The organism is Marivita sp. S6314 (assembly GCF_023015985.1).
Taxonomy (GTDB): domain Bacteria; phylum Pseudomonadota; class Alphaproteobacteria; order Rhodobacterales; family Rhodobacteraceae; genus Marivita.
Window position 1 is genome coordinate 1 of record NZ_JALKAO010000009.1, and the last position, 16,683, is coordinate 16,683.

Consider the following 16,683-nt stretch of genomic DNA (forward strand, 5'->3'; position numbering starts at 1 on the left):
TTCGAAGCCGAGGTCTACATCCTGACCAAGGAAGAAGGTGGCCGTCACACGCCGTTCTTCGCGAACTACCGTCCGCAGTTCTACTTCCGGACCACAGACGTGACCGGCACCGTGACCCTGCCCGAGGGCACCGAAATGGTGATGCCAGGCGACAACCTGAAGTTCGACGTTGAACTGATCGCACCCATCGCCATGGAAGACGGCCTCCGCTTCGCGATCCGCGAAGGCGGCCGCACCGTCGGCTCCGGCGTCGTGTCCAAGATCGTCGCGTAAGCACGGTTGAAATGAAATTGCGCGGGGCGGCGTTAGGCCGTCCCGTATTCGGTTCGATGAAGGGGCAGGGTGGTCCTGCCTCCTCCTCTCAACCGCAACGCCAATAAAGGCTAAGACCAATGCAAAGCCAGACTATTCGCATTCGGCTCAAGGCGTTTGACTATCGTGTGCTCGACGCGTCGACACAGGAAATCGTCAACACCGCCAAGCGGACCGGCGCGCAAGTGCGCGGCCCGATCCCGCTGCCGAACAAGATTGAGAAATTCACCGTTCTGCGCGGCCCGCACGTCAACAAGAAATCCCGCGACCAGTGGGAAATCCGCACACACAAGCGGATGCTCGACATTGTTGACCCGACCCCACAGACCGTTGACGCTCTGATGAAACTCGACCTCGCCGCCGGCGTGGATGTCGAGATCAAGGTATAAGGGAGTATCGACATGATGCGCTCTGGTATCATCGCTAAGAAAGTCGGCATGACCCGGCTTTTCATGGAAGACGGAAAGCAGATTCCTGTGACCGTTCTCCAACTCGACAAGCTGCAGGTTGTTGCACAGCGCACAGCTGACCAACATGGCTATTCGGCTGTTCAGCTGGGCACCGGTTCAATCAAGGCAAAGCGCGTCTCAAAGGCGATGCGCGGTCACTTTGCTGCGGCGAATGTGGAACCCAAGCGGAAGGTCGCGGAATTCCGCGTGGCCCCTGAAAACCTGATCAATGTGGGTGAAGAGATCACCGCTGACCATTACTTCGAAGGTCAGTATGTGGATGTCTCCGGCACCTCGATTGGTAAAGGGTTCGCCGGTGCCATGAAGCGTCACAACTTTGGTGGTTTGCGCGCGTCGCATGGTGTTTCGATTTCGCACCGTTCGCACGGCTCCACCGGTCAGTGTCAGGATCCGGGCAAGGTCTTCAAAGGCAAGAAGATGGCCGGTCACATGGGCGCTGTGAAGGTGACAACGCAGAACCTTCAGGTTGTGAAGACAGACGCGGAACGCGGCATCATCATGATCAAAGGCGCTGTTCCTGGCTCCAAAGGTGGCTGGGTGACTGTCAAGGACGCCATGAAGAAGCCGACGCCGGAAAACGTCATTCTGCCAGCCGCCCTGCGGTCGGCTGCTGACGAAGCCAAGCGTCTGGCCGAAGAAGCCGCTGCACAAGCCGCAGCTGAAGAAGCCGCCGCAGCAGAAGCTGCAGCCGCAGAAGCAGCAGCAGCCGAAGAGGCGGCCCTGAAAGAAGCGGAAGCTGAAATTCAGGCTGAGAAGAAGGAAGGCGACGAATGAAACTCGACGTGATCAAACTGGACGGCGGCAAAGCCGGGTCGGTCGAGCTGACGGACGAGATCTTCGATCTCGACCCGCGCGCCGACATCCTGCACCGTGTGGTGCGCTGGCAGCGCAACAAAGCGCAGCAGGGCACGCACAAGGTGAAAACCCGCTCCGAGGTCAGCTACTCCAAGAAGAAGATCTATCGCCAGAAGGGCACCGGCGGCGCACGCCACGGCTCCCGCAACGCGCCGATCTTCCGCAAGGGTGGTATCTACAAGGGCCCAACCCCCCGCAGCCACGCGCATGATCTTCCCAAGAAGGTCCGTGCTCTTGGTCTCAAGCACGCTCTGTCGGCCAAGGCCAAAGAGGGTTCGCTGGTGATCATCGACGCATTGTCGACAGATGGGAAAACGGGCGCTCTGGCCAAGCAGGTCAAGGACCTGGGCTGGAAGCGCGCGCTGATCATCGACGGTGCGGACGTGAACGAAGGGTTCGCTCAGGCAGCAGCCAATATCGAAGGTCTCGATATTCTGCCGTCCATGGGTGCAAACGTTTATGACATCCTCAAGCGCGACACCCTGGTGTTGACGAAGGCGGGTGTCGAAGCACTGGAGGCTCGGTTGAAATGAGCGCGAAAGCAGAACATTACGACGTGATCCGCAAGCCGATCATCACCGAGAAAACCACCATGGCGTCCGAGAACGGCGCGGTTGTTTTCGAAGTGGCGATCGACGCCAACAAACCACAGATCAAGGCCGCTGTTGAGGCGCTCTTTGGTGTGTCGGTCAAGGCGGTCAACACGACAATCACGAAGGGCAAAACCAAGCGCTTCCGCGGCACCATGGGCCGCCGGAAAGACGTGAAGAAAGCCTACGTGACACTGGCCGAAGGCAACACAATCGACGTGACCACCGGTCTTTGAGTGTGTTGCCGGGCTGAAGCCCGGCCTACGGAAAATGAGAAAGCCCCTCGCCAGTTTTGGCGGGGGGTTTTTTCTATGTGGACTCGGGCCCGAATAGCGCCGAAGGCGCTGGGCCATCGCCAGACCGCCCCCCGGGCTGGCGATTTGGTGGGGCTAGCGCTTCGCTCAGATCATCTTCGGACTTGGCTGGAATTAAGTGCTACTGAACATCGGATGGAACGCCATCCCGCGGTCTGGCGACGGCCCAGCATCGGCACGAAGATTCCTACTTGTGGGCGTCGGCATAGGCTTTCAGAACGGCGGCCATGCGCTTGGTGTAGCCCTTTGGGTCCTCACCTTGAAAAAAGGCAATCACATCATCCGGCAGGCGCAAGCTCACAACGGGTTTCGCGCGCGGGGGCGTGACCTTGGCGTTTTCCCAGAAATCCTGCCCCAATTCTGCGATGTCTGAATAATCAATCTCGCTATCCGGCATGTTTGCCAGTTCTTCAGGCGTCAGGGCTCTCTTGTATCGCTTGCTCATAGCGCGCGCGTTCCTGTTTGTTGGCCTTGCGTGCCGAGATGATCCAGCATGTGCCATACCGGTCGGTATGAACAACCACCAGAACCGCAACGTTATCAATACAGCCGATGCTTATCAGACGGGTTTCACCGTATGCGAAGCGGGTGTCTTCAACATCGACGGTCGGGCTTTCGAAGATGCGGCAGGCCGTTTCAAAGTCGATACCGTGTTTTTCGATGTTTGCCCGATTCTTCTGGTCGTTCCATTCGTAAGTTTTCATGTTGTGTATCACACATTGTATTACGTTTCCATGCTTGCCTGTACGTGGCCAATCCTCTGCTATTTTTGTTTACGACGCCTTAAGCTCGTTTTCGGACGCCGCGCGATGACCTGAAAACCTTTGCGAAACGCCTTGACCCGGCAGCCCCACTTTCATAGACACCCTCAACCGCGCAGCCCCGGATTCGTCCGGGGCTTCGTTGTTGCGCTAATCGGGCACCTACGGGGGCCTATACCAATGGCGGGCCAAGCCCCGTCCAAACATAGCGGGTCGTCAAAGACCTGCACTGCTAACGGAAGACAGAAAGCATGGCACTCAAGTCGTATAAGCCGACGACGCCGGGCCAGCGCGGGCTGGTGCTGATCGACCGTTCGGAGCTGTGGAAAGGCCGTCCGGTCAAAGCCCTTACTGAGGGTTTGACCAAATCGGGTGGCCGGAACAACACCGGACGTATCACATCACGTCGTCGCGGTGGTGGGGCGAAACGCCTTTACCGGATCGTAGATTTCAAACGCAACAAGATGGATGTGGGCGCAACCGTCGCGCGCATCGAGTATGACCCCAACCGGACCGCGTTCATCGCGCTGGTGCAGTATGATGACGGCGAACAGGCCTACATCCTCGCACCGCAGCGTCTCGCGATTGGTGACCGGGTCGTGGCAAGCGCCAAGGCCGACGTGAAGCCGGGCAACGCGATGCCGTTCTCGGGCATGCCCATCGGGACAATCGTTCACAACATCGAACTGAAGCCCGGCAAAGGTGGTCAGATCGCACGTGCCGCCGGCACCTACGCCCAGTTCGTGGGTCGTGATGGTGGCTACGCGCAGATCCGTCTGTCTTCGGGCGAACTGCGCATGGTGCGTCAGGAATGCATGGCCACCGTTGGTGCCGTGTCGAACCCTGACAATTCCAACCAGAACTTCGGTAAAGCGGGCCGCATGCGCCACAAGGGTATCCGCCCAAGCGTTCGTGGTGTCGTCATGAACCCGATCGACCACCCGCACGGTGGTGGTGAAGGCCGGACATCGGGTGGTCGCCACCCTGTGACCCCATGGGGCAAGCCGACCAAAGGCAAGCGCACCCGCAACAAGAACAAAGCGTCGCAGAAGCTGATCATCCGCTCGCGTCACGCCAAGAAGAAGGGGCGTTAATCAATGTCTCGTTCCGTATGGAAAGGCCCCTTTGTGGACGCATATGTCCTCAAGAAGGCCGAAGCGACCCGCGAAAGTGGTCGCAACGAAGTTATCAAGATCTGGTCGCGCCGCTCGACGATCCTGCCCCAGTTCGTGGGTCTGACGTTTGGCGTTTACAACGGTCAGAAGCATGTTCCTGTTAACGTCACCGAAGACATGATCGGTCAGAAGTTCGGCGAGTACTCGCCCACTCGGACCTACTATGGTCACGCGGCTGACAAAAAAGCGAAGCGGAAGTAAGTCATGGGCAAGGATAAGAACCCCCGCCGCGTGGCAGACAACGAAGCAATGGCAAAACTGCGCATGCTTCGCACAAGCCCGCAAAAGCTGAACCTTGTTGCCGGTCTCATCCGTGGCAAGAAGGTGGACAAGGCGCTGAACGATCTGACCTTCTCAAAGAAGCGGATCGCGGTTGACGTGAAGAAGTGCCTTCAGTCCGCCATCGCCAACGCCGAGAACAACCACGGTCTGGACGTCGACGAGCTGATCGTTGCTGAAGCCTATGTGGGCAAGAACCTCGTGATGAAGCGCGGGCGTCCTCGGGCACGTGGCCGGTTTGGCAAGATCATGAAGCCGTTCTCGGAAATCACCATCAAGGTGCGTCAAGTTGAGGAGCAAGCCTAATGGGTAACAAAACAAACCCGATCGGTATGCGCCTGCAGGTGAACCGCACCTGGGACAGCCGCTGGTACGCCGACACCAAGGATTACGGTGATCTTCTGCTCGAAGACATCGCGATCCGTGACTTCATCGAAAAAGAGTGCAAGCAGGCCGGTGTGGCGCGCGTGATCATTGAACGCCCCCACAAGAAGTGCCGCGTGACCATTCACACAGCCCGCCCCGGCGTCATCATCGGCAAGAAAGGCGCGGACATCGAAACGCTCCGCAAGAAGCTGGCCGCGATGACCGACTCCGAGCTGCACCTCAACATCGTTGAAGTGCGCAAGCCGGAGCTGGACGCGCAACTGGTTGGTGAGAGCATTTCTCAGCAGCTGGAACGTCGCGTGTCTTTCCGTCGTGCCATGAAGCGCGCCGTGCAGAACGCGATGCGTATGGGTGCCCTGGGCATCCGTGTGAATGTTGCGGGTCGTCTTGGCGGTGCCGAGATTGCGCGGACCGAATGGTATCGTGAAGGGCGCGTGCCGCTTCACACGCTGCGGGCCGACATCGACTATGCCAATGTTGAAGCGGAAACCGCTTACGGCATCATCGGCATCAAGGTCTGGATCTTCAAAGGCGAGATCATGGAACATGATCCGTCCGCACGGGATCGCAAGGCGCAAGAACTTCAGGACGGTCCCGCACCCCGTGGTGCTGGCGGCGGTCGGAGGAACTAATCATGCTTCAACCAAAGCGTACAAAATTCCGTAAAATGCACAAGGGCCGGATCAAGGGCCTTGCAAAGGGCGGATCCGACCTGAACTTCGGGACATACGGCCTCAAGGCTCTGGAACCTGAGCGTGTCACCGCGCGTCAGATCGAAGCCGCCCGTCGTGCCATGACGCGTCACATGAAGCGTCAGGGCCGCGTCTGGATCCGCATCTTCCCGGACACGCCGGTCACTGCCAAGCCTATCGAAGTGCGTATGGGTAAAGGTAAAGGCTCTGTTGACCGCTGGGTCTGCAAGGTTAAGCCGGGCCGCGTGATGTTCGAGATCGACGGCGTCAACGAAGACATCGCCCGCGAGGCCCTGCGTCTTGCCGCGATGAAGCTGCCGGTCAAGACACGGGTTATGGTCCGCGAGGACTGGTAAACGGTTCGGTGCGTGAGATCACGCACCCTACGAGATTTGAGGCCCCCGGTGCGAAAGCGCCGGGGGTTCTCGTTATTCGCGCCAAGTCTCGGCCGCTGGACTGACCATGATGTCTACGAGCGGATGACCGTGCGTCCTATGCCATTCGGACTGCGCTTTGAATGCCGCGGCGTTTTCTTCCAACCACTTCTGGTATTCCGCAGAGGTGGTCGATCTGTTCTTGTCGTTGTCCGCAGGTGTATTCTCGGGCATATCGTTATTCCCACTTGTAGTTAAAACTCACCGACACCCGTTCATCCTCGGCTTGGTTCATCACCACTTCATGACGTAGCCAGCTTTCCCAGAGCAGGACGTCGCTGACTGCAGGTGAGACGTAGATGAAGTTCCGCATCTCTTCACGAGCATCTTTGATGCGGGGTGGGGCGGCCATCATCATGGCGTGGCGAGGGTCTTCGAGTTTCAGGGCCGACGCGCCTTCGGGCATGGACACGTAAGTGGTGCCGGAAATCACGGAATGCGGGTGGATGTGGGCCGAATGAAAGCCGCCTTCGGGCAGAATGTTGATCCACAGATCTTCGAGCACCAAAGCGCGACCGTCGAGGTCAAACTCCAGATCCTTGGCAAACGCCGCGACATGGGCATCGAGTGATTTGACCAGATCGGCAAAGATCGGGAAGCGCCAGGGCAGGTCGGTCAGGGAGGCGTAAGAGGTGTAGCCGGGATAGCCTTGGTCTTCGCACCAGTCCTGGCCGGCTTCATCGTCCTGGGCGATGGAGAAACAGGAGGCTTCCATCTCGTCCGGGTCAATTTTTGGGCCGTGTTCCGACAATGGGGCTTGGTAGAGGCGGGTGACAAAAAGAGATTTTATAGTGCTCATCGTGCGTCCAATGCGAGGCAGTGTTACTCCCTTTGGTGGACCAGCGACCCGGCGCGGAGTCAAGGCGAAGCCGCCGCGCCATGGCCAGACCGCCCGCACGGGCTGGCCATTGGTTGATGTAAGCGAGACGTTCAGGCAGAGCGATGATGCGGCCACCATAAATTGCGTCGTTCCGCGGTTATTTGGCCATCCCGCGGTCTGTCCACAGCGCTCGGACACAAAGGGGTTGCGCGACCCTGATATCCCGCCTATACGCGCCACTTCATCCACCTCCACCGGGAATCAGGGTGACCTGCGCCAATGACGGGGCTCTCCGGTGATGTTGACAGAAAGGAATGGCGACATGAACGCCAAGGAACTCGGTGATAAGACACCGGATCAGCTTCGTGATGAGCTGGTTACTCTGAAAAAAGAGGCTTTCAACCTGCGTTTCCAGCAGGCCACAGGCCAGCTTGAGAACACCGCGCGCATTCGTGAAGTGCGCCGCAACGTGGCACGGATCAACACCGTGCTGAACCAAAAGGCTGCTGCTGCAGCCGCTGACGCGTAAGGGAGGCCAGAGAGATGCCCAAACGTATCCTGTCCGGCACCGTTACATCGACAGCCAACGCACAAACCGTGACTGTCTCTGTCGAGCGTCGCTTCAAGCACCCGGTTCTTCAAAAGACGATCCGGAAGTCCAAGAAATATCGCGCCCATGATGAGGCCGAGAAATTCGCCGTCGGTGACATTGTCCGCATTCAGGAATGTGCGCCGAAGTCGAAGACCAAACGTTGGGAGGTTATCGCTGAGTAAGCGATAGCCTTTCGGCTTTTACGAAACCCCCGGGCCAATGTCCTTGCAAGGCGGTCCGGGACGTCGGGAGAAACACTATGATCCAGATGCAGACCAATCTGGATGTTGCTGACAACAGCGGCGCACGCCGTGTTCAGTGCATCAAGGTTCTGGGTGGGTCCAAGCGGAAATACGCATCGGTGGGTGACATCATCGTTGTGTCCGTGAAGGAAGCCATCCCACGCGGTCGCGTGAAAAAAGGGGACGTCCGCAAGGCCGTCGTCGTACGCACCGCCAAAGAAGTCCGTCGCGAAGACGGCACAGCTATCCGTTTTGACCGCAACGCGGCCGTGATCCTGAACAACGCAGGTGAACCGGTTGGCACGCGTATCTTCGGACCGGTTGTGCGTGAACTGCGCGCCAAGAACTTCATGAAGATTATCTCGCTTGCGCCGGAGGTGCTGTAATGGCTGCGAAACTCCGTAAAGGTGACAAGGTTGTCGTGCTTGCCGGTAAAGACAAAGGCAAGTCGGGCACCATCGCCTCTGTTGACCCCAAGGCCGGCAAGGCCGTGGTTGACGGCGTGAACATGGCGATCCGCCACACACGTCAGACACAGACATCCCAGGGCGGTCGTTTGCCCAAGGCGATGCCGATCGATCTGTCGAACCTGGCGATTGTTGATGCAAACGGCAAACCGACCCGCGTTGGCTTCAAGATCGAAGGCGACAAGAAGGTGCGTTTTGCCAAGACAACAGGGGATGTGATCGATGCTTGATGCTGCAAACTACACCCCGCGTCTGAAGGTTGCCTTTCAGGACAACATCAAGGCGGCTCTGAAAGAAGAGTTCGGCTACAAGAACGAGATGATGATCCCTCGTCTGGACAAGATCGTTCTGAACATCGGCTGCGGCGCGGAAGCTGTCAAAGACAGCAAGAAAGCCAAGGCTGCTGTGGAAGATCTGACAGCGATTGCTGGTCAGAAAGCGGTTCAGACCAAGGCCAAGAAATCCATCGCGGGTTTCCGGGTGCGTGAAGAGATGCCGCTGGGCGCGAAAGTGACCCTGCGCGGTGATCGCATGTACGACTTCCTTGATCGTCTGATCACCATCGCGATGCCACGTATTCGTGACTTCCGCGGCGTGAAGCCGTCCTTTGATGGTCGTGGCAACTTTGCCATGGGCATGAAAGAGCACATCGTCTTCCCCGAAATCGACTTTGATAAAGTCGACGAGGTCTGGGGCATGGACATCATCATCACCACGACCGCTCAGACCGACGCGGAAGCAAAGGCGCTGTTGAAGCATTTCAACATGCCCTTCAACGCCTAAGGAGAGTGTGACCCATGGCGAAGAAAGCAATGATTGAACGCGAAAAGAAGCGTCAGAAGCTGGTGGAAAAATACGCCGCCAAGCGTGCTGAGCTGAAAGAAATCGCGAACGACGAAAGCAAGCCGATGGAAGAGCGTTTCAAAGCGCGCCTGAAGCTGGCGAAACTGCCGCGGAACTCTGCACCCACCCGGTTGCACAACCGCTGCCAACTCACCGGGCGTCCGCACGCCTATTACCGCAAACTCAAGGTCAGCCGTATCGCGCTTCGCGAACTTGCCAGCAATGGCAAGGCCCCCGGCATGGTCAAGTCGAGCTGGTAAGGAGGGCATAGTATGAACGATCCTATCGGCGATATGCTCACCCGTATCCGCAACGCTCAGATGCGCGGTAAGTCCACAACGATGACACCTGCGTCCAAGGCGCGGATGCGTGTTCTCGAAGTGATGGCGGACGAAGGCTACATCCGTGGTTTCGAAGAAACCAAGGATGAGCGCGGCCACCCCGCTTTTGAAATCAGCCTCAAGTACTATGATGGCACCCCAGTGATCCGCGAACTCAAGCGCGTGTCCAAGCCGGGCCGTCGTGTGTATCTGGGTGTGGACGATATCCCACAGGTCCGTCAGGGTCTGGGTGTATCGATCGTTTCCACATCCAAAGGCGTCATGACCGATGCAAGTGCCCGCAGCCAGAACGTTGGCGGCGAAGTGCTTTGCACCGTGTTCTAAGGAGGTCTGAATGTCTCGTATTGGTAAACAACCGGTCGAGCTGCCCTCGGGAGTGACAGCTTCCCTGTCCGGCCAGACCATCGAAGTGAAAGGTCCGAAAGGCACCAAGAGCTTCACCGCAACCGACGACGTCACGATTTCGGTCGAAGACAACGTCATCAAGGTCGATCCGCGCGGCAAGTCCAAGCGCGCCCGTCAGCAGTGGGGCATGTCCCGCACGATGGTCGCCAACCTGGTGCATGGCGTAACAAACACCTTCAAGAAAGAACTTGAAATCCAGGGTGTTGGTTACCGTGCTCAGCTTCAGGGCAATACCCTGAAACTGAACCTTGGTTTGTCGCATGACGTCGATTTTCAAATTCCGGACGGTGTAACTGTGACCGTGCCCAAGCAGACTGAAATCATCGTGGAAGGTCACGATGCCCAGCTGGTTGGACAGGTGGCAGCGAACATTCGCGACTGGCGTCGGCCCGAGCCCTATAAGGGCAAAGGCATTCGCTACAAGGGCGAATACATCTTCCAGAAAGAAGGCAAGAAGAAGTAAGGACCGAAGGCAATGGCAAACAGTAATCGACAGCTGTTCCAGAAACGCCGCCTGCGCGTTCGGAACAAACTTCGCAAGGTCAATGCAGGGCGCGTGCGCCTGAGCGTGCACCGTTCGAACAAGAATATCAGCGTTCAGCTGATTGACGATGTTCAGGGCGTGACACTCGCATCGGCCTCGACCATGGAAAAAGATCTCGCCGGGAACAACACCGTCGAGACAGCCCAAAAGGTAGGCGCGGCAATTGCCGAGCGTGCCAAGAAGGCTGGCGTCGAAGAAGCGTATTTCGACCGCGGTGGTTTCCTGTTCCACGGCCGCGTCAAGGCATTGGCCGACGCAGCCCGCGAAGGTGGTCTGAAGATTTGATGGGGACGGTGCGTGCAAGCACGCACCCTACATCAAAGCGAATACCGTAGGGTGCGTGATGTCACGCGCCTTACATTTGCGGAAGGCACACCCTTCCCGATGATCCGGGAGCGCCAAAAGCTCACCTGGATTGGACAACGGGCCAAGCGCCCACCAAGACAAAGGATGCCGTTACATGGCAGAACGTGACAACAATCGTCGGGGCAACCGCCGCGACCGTGAAGAGCAGGCGCCCGAGTTCGCGGATCGTCTGGTCGCAATCAACCGGGTTTCCAAGACCGTCAAAGGTGGTAAGCGCTTTGGTTTCGCCGCCCTTGTCGTCGTTGGCGACCAGAAAGGCCGCGTCGGCTTTGGCAAAGGTAAGGCCAAGGAGGTCCCCGAGGCCATCCGCAAGGCAACCGAACAAGCCAAGCGCAAGATGATCCGCGTGCCGCTGCGCGAAGGCCGCACGCTGCACCACGACATCGAAGGCCGTCATGGCGCGGGTAAAGTCGTGATGCGCACAGCGCCGACCGGGACCGGGATCATCGCCGGTGGTCCGATGCGTGCCGTGTTCGAAATGCTGGGTGTTCAGGACGTTGTTGCGAAGTCAATCGGCTCGCAGAACCCCTACAACATGATCCGCGCCACGCTGGACGGTCTGGGCAAAGAAGCCAGCCCGCGCTCTGTTGCGCAGCGTCGTGGTAAGAAAGTGGCTGACATCCTGCCCAAGCGTGAAGACGCGACACAGGAAAACAACCCTGTTGCTGAGGAGGCCTGATCACCATGGCTAAAACTATCGTTGTAAAGCAGATCGGGTCCCCGATCCGCCGCCCCGCCAAGCAGCGCCAGACGCTGATCGGCCTGGGCCTGAACAAGATGCACAAGACCCGTGAACTCGAAGACACCCCCGCCGTGCGCGGCATGGTGGCGAAAGTTTCGCACATGGTCGAAATCATCGAAGAGCGCGGCTAAGCTGCGACTTGCGATTGTGTCGCTCCCGTGTTGGGGGCGACCAACCAATCAAATAAGAAACGCCGTGTTCACCCATTCCGCTTCGGGGGTGCTTCCGGCAAAGGAGAAGCGATATGAAACTGCATGAACTGCGCGACAATCCCGGCGCAACCAAGCGCAAGAAGCGCATCGGCCGTGGCCCAGGCTCCGGCATGGGTAAAATGGGTGGCCGTGGTATCAAGGGTCAGAAGTCCCGTTCTGGTGTGGCCATTGCCGGCTACGAAGGCGGCCAGATGCCGCTCTACCAGCGTCTGCCGAAGCGTGGCTTCAACAAGCCGAACCGCAAGGCATTTGCCGTTGTGAACCTTGGCCTGATCCAGAAATTCGTCGACGCGGGCAAGCTTGATGCGAAATCCGCCATTGACGAAGACGCGCTGGTCGCATCCGGCCTTGTGCGCCGCAAGAAAGACGGGATCCGTGTTCTTGCCAAAGGCGACGTGTCCGCGAAGCTGAACCTTACCGTGACCGGCGCTTCCAAATCTGCCATCGAGGCGGTTGAGAAGGCTGGCGGGTCACTGACGGTCACAACCGCGCAGGCCGCTGAATAAGAGGTTGTGAGCGGCACCTTCGCCGCTTACATACTTCCAGAGCTTTCCAAACGCCGCCTGAGCCGGACCGCTCATGGCGGCGTTCATCATAAAAGAGACCCGCATGGTATCAGCAGCAGAACAAATGGCCGCGAACACAAGCTGGTCTGCGCTCGGTAAAGCCACCGATCTGCGCAACCGCATCCTGTTCACGCTTGGCCTTCTGATCGTTTACCGCATCGGCACCTTCATCCCCGTTCCGGGGATCGACGGCATTGCCCTGCGCGACTTCATGGAGCAGGCCCAACAAGGCATCGGCGGCATTCTGACGATGTTCACCGGTGGTGCTTTGGGGCGGATGGGCATCTTTGCCCTTGGGATTATGCCCTATATTTCGGCCTCGATCATCGTTCAGCTTCTGACCTCGATGGTGCCCTCGCTTGAGCAGCTCAAGAAAGAAGGCGAGGCGGGTCGCAAGAAAATCAGCCAATACACGCGCTACGGCACGGTCTTGCTGGCCACTTTCCAGGCCTATGGGCTTGCCGTGAGCCTTGAAGCGGGGGATCTTGTCACCGATCCGGGCTGGTTCTTCCGCGCTTCCTGCGTGATCACCCTTGTGGGCGGCACCATGTTCCTGATGTGGCTGGGTGAGCAGATCACTGCACGCGGCGTTGGCAACGGGATCTCGCTCATCATCTTCGTCGGCATCATCGCCGAAGTGCCTGCCGCTCTGGCCCAGTTCTTTGCGTCCGGCCGCTCGGGTGCGATCAGCCCTGCCGTGATCGTGGGGGTGATCCTCATGGTGATTGCGGTGATCATGTTCGTAGTGTTCATGGAGCGATCTCTGCGAAAGATCACGATCCAGTATCCCCGTCGCCAGATGGGCATGAAGATCGCCGAAGCGCAGAACAGCCACCTTCCGGTCAAGGTCAACCCATCGGGCGTGATCCCGGCGATCTTTGCGTCATCTCTGTTGTTGTTGCCGACCACGATCAGCACGTTCAGTGGCCAGCAAACCGGCCCGATCATGTCGACGATCCTGGCCTATTTCGGCCCGGGTCAGCCGCTCTACCTGTTGTTCTTCGGGGCAATGATCATCTTCTTCGCGTATTTCTATACGTTCAACGTGTCGTTCAAAGTGGACGACGTGGCCGACAACCTGAAGAACCAGAACGGCTTTGTTCCCGGCATTCGTCCAGGCAAGAAAACGGCCGAGTATCTGGAATACGTGGTCAATCGCGTGCTTGTTCTGGGGTCCGCCTACCTCACGGCGGTGTGTCTGCTGCCCGAGATCCTGCGCGGCCAGTTCGCCATCCCGTTCTATTTCGGCGGGACATCGGTTCTGATTGTCGTGTCGGTGACGATGGACACGATCCAACAGGTGCAAAGCCATTTGCTGGCGCATCAATACGAAGGTCTCATTCAAAAGTCGCAACTGCGCGGTAAAGGGAAGGGACGCAAGAAACGGGGAGCACCGGCGCGCCGATGAATATTATCCTACTGGGCCCGCCGGGTGCGGGCAAAGGAACGCAGGCGCGTTTCCTCTGTGACGAGCGCGATATGATCCAGTTGTCGACCGGCGATATGCTGCGCGAGGCCAAGGACAGCGGCACAGAGATGGGCAAGGTTGTTGCCGATGTCATGGCGCGCGGGGAATTGGTGACGGACGAGATCGTCATCGGCCTGATCCGCGAAAAACTGCAGGGCGACAAAAAGGGCGGTTTCATCTTTGATGGCTTCCCGCGCACGCTGCCACAGGCCGATGCGCTGGCGGCGTTGCTGGACGATACCGGTGAAACGCTCGACGCCGTTGTCGAAATGCAGGTGGATGACAATGCTCTGGTGGCGCGCATCACGGCCCGTTCGACCTGCGGCGATTGCGGGGAGGTCTATAACGACCACACCAAACCGATCCCGGCAGACGGCAAATGCACCAACTGCGGTGGCACCGAGTTCAAGCGCCGCGCAGACGACAATGAGGAAAGCCTCAAGCAGCGTCTGATGGAGTACTACAAGAAAACATCTCCGTTGATCGGCTACTACTACGCCAAGGGCCAGCTGTCCTCTGTGGATGGATTGGGCGAAATGGCGGATGTGAAAGCGGCGATCGCCAAGGTTCTGGGCTAGGGGCCAAGGGCTTTCGAAAGCCCTTGTGGACGCGGTTTCGAAACCGCGTGCGTGCCGCTCTTGAACCGATCATGGCGTTGCCGCCGATGTGGGGCTGTCAAAGGGTTGACGCCCCTGTCAAACACTCCTAAACACCGCCATCTCTAACCAGAGAATCACCGTCGCAGATCGGGTCGCCCCCGCCTGCGGATCACCTGATCAGCTGAAGGCCCCAAGGGTAAAACCGACGGGCCTTATGTTGTGAAAAAAGGGTCTGGCGTTACGGACCCGCAACGAAAAGGAAGTCCTACGTGGCACGTATTGCTGGCGTGAACATTCCCACAGGGAAGCGTGTTCCAATCGCCCTCACCTACATCACCGGTATTGGCCATACCTCCGCAAAAGAGATTTGCGAAGCGGTCAAGATCGACCCGACCCGTCGTGTGAACGAACTGTCTGACGCCGAAGTGCTCGCCGTGCGCGAACACATTGACGCCAACTACACTGTCGAAGGCGACCTGCGCCGCGAAGTGCAGATGAACGTCAAGCGCCTGATGGACCTCGGCTGCTACCGTGGCCTGCGTCACCGTCGCAACCTGCCTGTCCGCGGTCAGCGGACCCACACCAACGCACGTACCCGCAAAGGCCCCGCAAAGGCCATTGCCGGTAAGAAGAAGTAAGGGAGGGTCTGACAGATGGCACGTGATACCCGTCGCGGAGGCAAGAAAAAGGTCTCCAAGAACATCGCTGCTGGCGTTGCACATGTGAACTCCAGCTTCAACAACACCAAGATCCTGATCTCTGACGTGCAGGGCAACGCCATTTCGTGGTCGTCCGCCGGCACCATGGGCTTCAAAGGCTCGCGGAAATCCACACCTTACGCGGCTCAGCTGGCTGCAGAAGATGCGGGTAAGAAAGCGCAGGAACACGGTGTGAAGACACTGGAAGTCGAAGTGCAGGGCCCCGGTTCGGGTCGTGAATCCGCACTCCGCGCGCTTGCGGCTGTTGGCTTCAACATCACGTCGATCCGCGACGTGACCCCGATCGCCCACAACGGCTGCCGCCCACCAAAGCGCCGCCGCGTCTAAGCGACACTGTTTTATCGGCATGGCCTCGCCCTCGGGTGGGGCCGTGCTTTCGTCATTTTAACCTCGGGCGTCTTTGCCTTTTGGACATGGGGCAGGGACTAGTATGGAGGGACGCATGATCCACAAAAACTGGGCAGAATTGATCAAGCCGACGCAGCTTGAAGTCAAGCCGGGCGCAGACCCGTCGCGCGTGGCAACCGTTGTCGCCGAACCGCTGGAACGCGGCTTTGGTCTGACCCTCGGCAATGCGCTGCGCCGCGTGCTGCTGTCGTCGCTTCAGGGCGCCGCCATCACATCGGTACAGATCGACAACGTTCTGCATGAATTTTCCAGCGTTGCTGGTGTGCGTGAAGACGTCACCGACATCGTGCTGAACCTCAAGGGCGTGTCACTGCGCATGGAAGTCGAAGGCCCCAAGCGGGTGTCGATCAATGCCAAGGGGCCGGGCGTCGTCAAAGCTGGCGATATCTCGGAAACCAACGGCATCGAAGTGCTGAACCGCGACCACGTGATCTGCCACCTCGACGAAGGCGCGGACCTCTACATGGAACTGACGGTCAACACCGGCAAAGGCTACGTGTCCGCCGACAAGAACAAGCCGGAAGACGCGCCCATCGGCCTGATGCCGATCGACGCGATCTACTCGCCGGTCAAGAAAGTGTCCTACGACGTGCAGCCGACCCGCGAAGGTCAGGTGCTCGACTATGACAAGCTGACCATGAAGGTCGAAACAGACGGCTCCGTCACCCCCGAAGACGCCGTGGCCTTCGCCGCGCGCATCCTTCAGGACCAGCTGTCCGTCTTCGTGAACTTCGATGAACCCGAAAGCGCGCGTCCGCAGGACGATGATGACGGTCTGGAATTCAACCCTCTGCTGCTCAAGAAAGTGGACGAGTTGGAACTGTCGGTCCGCTCCGCGAACTGCCTCAAGAACGACAACATCGTCTATATCGGCGATCTCATCCAGAAAACCGAAGCCGAGATGCTCCGCACCCCGAACTTCGGCCGCAAGTCGCTGAACGAGATCAAGGAAGTGCTGTCCGGCATGGGCCTGCACCTTGGTATGGACGTCGAAGACTGGCCGCCAGACAACATCGAAGACCTGGCGAAAAAGCTGGAAGACAATTTCTGATCGGATGCCGGGCGGACGCTCGGCCGACG

General features: G+C 58.5%; 30 protein-coding genes and 1 pseudogene. 27 read left to right on the plus strand and 4 right to left on the minus strand.

Features of this window, described 5'->3' with window-relative positions; translation table 11 throughout:
- From tuf to MWU54_RS17510, 5 genes and pseudogenes are all read left to right on the plus strand, one after another.
- Positions 1 to 273: pseudogene (tuf, locus tag MWU54_RS17490) on the plus strand (elongation factor Tu); the annotation flags it as partial.
- A gap of 119 nt (positions 274 to 392) precedes the next feature.
- Complete coding sequence (rpsJ, locus tag MWU54_RS17495; protein ID WP_085628845.1) at positions 393 to 701, plus strand: 30S ribosomal protein S10; 309 nt, start codon at positions 393 to 395, stop codon at positions 699 to 701.
- A 12-nt stretch (positions 702 to 713) separates the two neighbouring features.
- Positions 714 to 1,556 (plus strand): 50S ribosomal protein L3, encoded by an 843-nt coding sequence (gene rplC, locus MWU54_RS17500; protein WP_247086340.1) that lies wholly within the window; start codon positions 714 to 716, stop codon positions 1,554 to 1,556.
- Positions 1,553 to 2,170 carry a 50S ribosomal protein L4 gene (rplD, locus tag MWU54_RS17505; protein WP_247086342.1) on the plus strand — a complete coding sequence of 206 codons (618 nt, stop codon included), beginning with the start codon at positions 1,553 to 1,555 and terminating at the stop codon, positions 2,168 to 2,170. The genes rplC and rplD overlap by 4 nt, the downstream gene beginning before the upstream one ends.
- Positions 2,167 to 2,463, plus strand: coding sequence for a 50S ribosomal protein L23 (locus tag MWU54_RS17510; protein ID WP_085628848.1), 297 nt, complete (start codon positions 2,167 to 2,169; stop codon positions 2,461 to 2,463). Before rplD ends, MWU54_RS17510 begins: the two co-directional genes overlap by 4 nt.
- 265 nt (positions 2,464 to 2,728) lie before the next feature.
- Here MWU54_RS17510 and MWU54_RS17515 read toward each other — a convergent pair whose 3' ends face one another.
- Complete coding sequence (locus MWU54_RS17515; protein ID WP_247086344.1) at positions 2,729 to 2,938, minus strand: hypothetical protein; 210 nt, start codon at positions 2,936 to 2,938, stop codon at positions 2,729 to 2,731.
- A gap of 13 nt (positions 2,939 to 2,951) precedes the next feature.
- Positions 2,952 to 3,245 carry a BrnT family toxin gene (locus MWU54_RS17520; protein WP_247086346.1) on the minus strand — a complete coding sequence of 98 codons (294 nt, stop codon included), beginning with the start codon at positions 3,243 to 3,245 and terminating at the stop codon, positions 2,952 to 2,954.
- 308 nt (positions 3,246 to 3,553) lie between these two features.
- Between MWU54_RS17520 and rplB the strand changes: the two genes are divergently transcribed.
- Genes rplB through rplP form a run of 5 tightly spaced genes read left to right on the plus strand, consistent with a single transcriptional unit; the run spans position 3,554 to position 6,191 of the window.
- On the plus strand, positions 3,554 to 4,396 hold the full coding sequence (rplB, locus tag MWU54_RS17525) for a 50S ribosomal protein L2 (protein ID WP_247086348.1): 843 nt from the start codon (positions 3,554 to 3,556) through the stop codon (positions 4,394 to 4,396).
- Between the two features lie 3 nt (positions 4,397 to 4,399).
- Positions 4,400 to 4,678, plus strand: a complete 279-nt coding sequence (rpsS, locus tag MWU54_RS17530; protein WP_085641663.1) for a 30S ribosomal protein S19 — start codon at positions 4,400 to 4,402, stop codon at positions 4,676 to 4,678.
- 3 nt (positions 4,679 to 4,681) lie between these two features.
- The gene (rplV, locus tag MWU54_RS17535; RefSeq protein ID WP_247086350.1) at positions 4,682 to 5,062 is read left to right on the plus strand and encodes a 50S ribosomal protein L22; all 381 of its coding nucleotides are present in this window, start codon (positions 4,682 to 4,684) and stop codon (positions 5,060 to 5,062) included.
- The gene (rpsC, locus tag MWU54_RS17540) at positions 5,062 to 5,775 is read left to right on the plus strand and encodes a 30S ribosomal protein S3 (protein ID WP_247086352.1); all 714 of its coding nucleotides are present in this window, start codon (positions 5,062 to 5,064) and stop codon (positions 5,773 to 5,775) included. Before rplV ends, rpsC begins: the two co-directional genes overlap by 1 nt.
- A 2-nt stretch (positions 5,776 to 5,777) precedes the next feature.
- Entirely contained in the window at positions 5,778 to 6,191 is a 414-nt protein-coding gene (gene rplP, locus MWU54_RS17545) for a 50S ribosomal protein L16 (protein WP_247086354.1), read from the plus strand.
- 72 nt (positions 6,192 to 6,263) lie between these two features.
- Here the strand turns inward: rplP and MWU54_RS17550 are convergent, their stop codons facing one another.
- Both MWU54_RS17550 and MWU54_RS17555 read right to left on the minus strand, forming a co-directional pair.
- On the minus strand, positions 6,264 to 6,443 hold the full coding sequence (locus MWU54_RS17550) for a hypothetical protein (RefSeq protein ID WP_247086356.1): 180 nt from the start codon (positions 6,441 to 6,443) through the stop codon (positions 6,264 to 6,266).
- A 4-nt stretch (positions 6,444 to 6,447) separates the two neighbouring features.
- Positions 6,448 to 7,068, minus strand: coding sequence for a 2OG-Fe(II) oxygenase family protein (locus MWU54_RS17555; RefSeq protein WP_247086358.1), 621 nt, complete (start codon positions 7,066 to 7,068; stop codon positions 6,448 to 6,450).
- A 343-nt stretch (positions 7,069 to 7,411) separates the two neighbouring features.
- On the opposite strand from MWU54_RS17555, the gene rpmC reads away from it, so the two are divergent.
- From rpmC to MWU54_RS17640, 17 genes are all read left to right on the plus strand, one after another.
- Positions 7,412 to 7,618 (plus strand): 50S ribosomal protein L29, encoded by a 207-nt coding sequence (gene rpmC / locus MWU54_RS17560; protein ID WP_247086360.1) that lies wholly within the window; start codon positions 7,412 to 7,414, stop codon positions 7,616 to 7,618.
- Between the two features lie 14 nt (positions 7,619 to 7,632).
- Positions 7,633 to 7,863 carry a 30S ribosomal protein S17 gene (gene rpsQ, locus MWU54_RS17565; protein WP_247086362.1) on the plus strand — a complete coding sequence of 77 codons (231 nt, stop codon included), beginning with the start codon at positions 7,633 to 7,635 and terminating at the stop codon, positions 7,861 to 7,863.
- Between the two features lie 77 nt (positions 7,864 to 7,940).
- Positions 7,941 to 8,309: a 50S ribosomal protein L14 gene (gene rplN, locus MWU54_RS17570; RefSeq protein WP_007427594.1), complete on the plus strand. Its 369-nt coding sequence runs from the start codon at positions 7,941 to 7,943 to the stop codon at positions 8,307 to 8,309.
- Positions 8,309 to 8,620 carry a 50S ribosomal protein L24 gene (gene rplX / locus MWU54_RS17575; RefSeq protein ID WP_247086364.1) on the plus strand — a complete coding sequence of 104 codons (312 nt, stop codon included), beginning with the start codon at positions 8,309 to 8,311 and terminating at the stop codon, positions 8,618 to 8,620. Before rplN ends, rplX begins: the two co-directional genes overlap by 1 nt.
- A complete protein-coding gene (gene rplE / locus MWU54_RS17580) occupies positions 8,613 to 9,173 on the plus strand; it encodes a 50S ribosomal protein L5 (RefSeq protein WP_247086366.1) in 561 nt (186 codons plus the stop codon). The genes rplX and rplE overlap by 8 nt, the downstream gene beginning before the upstream one ends.
- A gap of 14 nt (positions 9,174 to 9,187) precedes the next feature.
- Positions 9,188 to 9,493 carry a 30S ribosomal protein S14 gene (rpsN, locus tag MWU54_RS17585; RefSeq protein ID WP_072780033.1) on the plus strand — a complete coding sequence of 102 codons (306 nt, stop codon included), beginning with the start codon at positions 9,188 to 9,190 and terminating at the stop codon, positions 9,491 to 9,493.
- A 12-nt stretch (positions 9,494 to 9,505) separates the two neighbouring features.
- Complete coding sequence (gene rpsH, locus MWU54_RS17590) at positions 9,506 to 9,898, plus strand: 30S ribosomal protein S8 (RefSeq protein WP_247086368.1); 393 nt, start codon at positions 9,506 to 9,508, stop codon at positions 9,896 to 9,898.
- Positions 9,899 to 9,908: 10 nt separating this feature from the next.
- A complete protein-coding gene (gene rplF, locus MWU54_RS17595) occupies positions 9,909 to 10,442 on the plus strand; it encodes a 50S ribosomal protein L6 (RefSeq protein ID WP_247086370.1) in 534 nt (177 codons plus the stop codon).
- A 12-nt stretch (positions 10,443 to 10,454) separates the two neighbouring features.
- Positions 10,455 to 10,808 carry a 50S ribosomal protein L18 gene (gene rplR / locus MWU54_RS17600; protein WP_247086372.1) on the plus strand — a complete coding sequence of 118 codons (354 nt, stop codon included), beginning with the start codon at positions 10,455 to 10,457 and terminating at the stop codon, positions 10,806 to 10,808.
- A 175-nt stretch (positions 10,809 to 10,983) separates the two neighbouring features.
- Complete coding sequence (gene rpsE / locus MWU54_RS17605) at positions 10,984 to 11,568, plus strand: 30S ribosomal protein S5 (protein WP_247086374.1); 585 nt, start codon at positions 10,984 to 10,986, stop codon at positions 11,566 to 11,568.
- A gap of 5 nt (positions 11,569 to 11,573) precedes the next feature.
- Positions 11,574 to 11,762: a 50S ribosomal protein L30 gene (gene rpmD, locus MWU54_RS17610; protein ID WP_247086376.1), complete on the plus strand. Its 189-nt coding sequence runs from the start codon at positions 11,574 to 11,576 to the stop codon at positions 11,760 to 11,762.
- Positions 11,763 to 11,875: 113 nt separating this feature from the next.
- The gene (gene rplO / locus MWU54_RS17615; protein WP_247086378.1) at positions 11,876 to 12,349 is read left to right on the plus strand and encodes a 50S ribosomal protein L15; all 474 of its coding nucleotides are present in this window, start codon (positions 11,876 to 11,878) and stop codon (positions 12,347 to 12,349) included.
- 103 nt (positions 12,350 to 12,452) lie between these two features.
- A complete protein-coding gene (gene secY, locus MWU54_RS17620; RefSeq protein ID WP_247086380.1) occupies positions 12,453 to 13,817 on the plus strand; it encodes a preprotein translocase subunit SecY in 1,365 nt (454 codons plus the stop codon).
- On the plus strand, positions 13,814 to 14,455 hold the full coding sequence (locus MWU54_RS17625) for an adenylate kinase (protein WP_247086382.1): 642 nt from the start codon (positions 13,814 to 13,816) through the stop codon (positions 14,453 to 14,455). The genes secY and MWU54_RS17625 overlap by 4 nt, the downstream gene beginning before the upstream one ends.
- 290 nt (positions 14,456 to 14,745) lie before the next feature.
- The gene (rpsM, locus tag MWU54_RS17630; protein ID WP_247086384.1) at positions 14,746 to 15,114 is read left to right on the plus strand and encodes a 30S ribosomal protein S13; all 369 of its coding nucleotides are present in this window, start codon (positions 14,746 to 14,748) and stop codon (positions 15,112 to 15,114) included.
- 15 nt (positions 15,115 to 15,129) lie between these two features.
- The gene (gene rpsK / locus MWU54_RS17635) at positions 15,130 to 15,522 is read left to right on the plus strand and encodes a 30S ribosomal protein S11 (RefSeq protein ID WP_076696689.1); all 393 of its coding nucleotides are present in this window, start codon (positions 15,130 to 15,132) and stop codon (positions 15,520 to 15,522) included.
- Between the two features lie 115 nt (positions 15,523 to 15,637).
- A complete protein-coding gene (locus MWU54_RS17640; protein WP_247086386.1) occupies positions 15,638 to 16,654 on the plus strand; it encodes a DNA-directed RNA polymerase subunit alpha in 1,017 nt (338 codons plus the stop codon).
- Positions 16,655 to 16,683 lie beyond the last annotated feature (29 nt).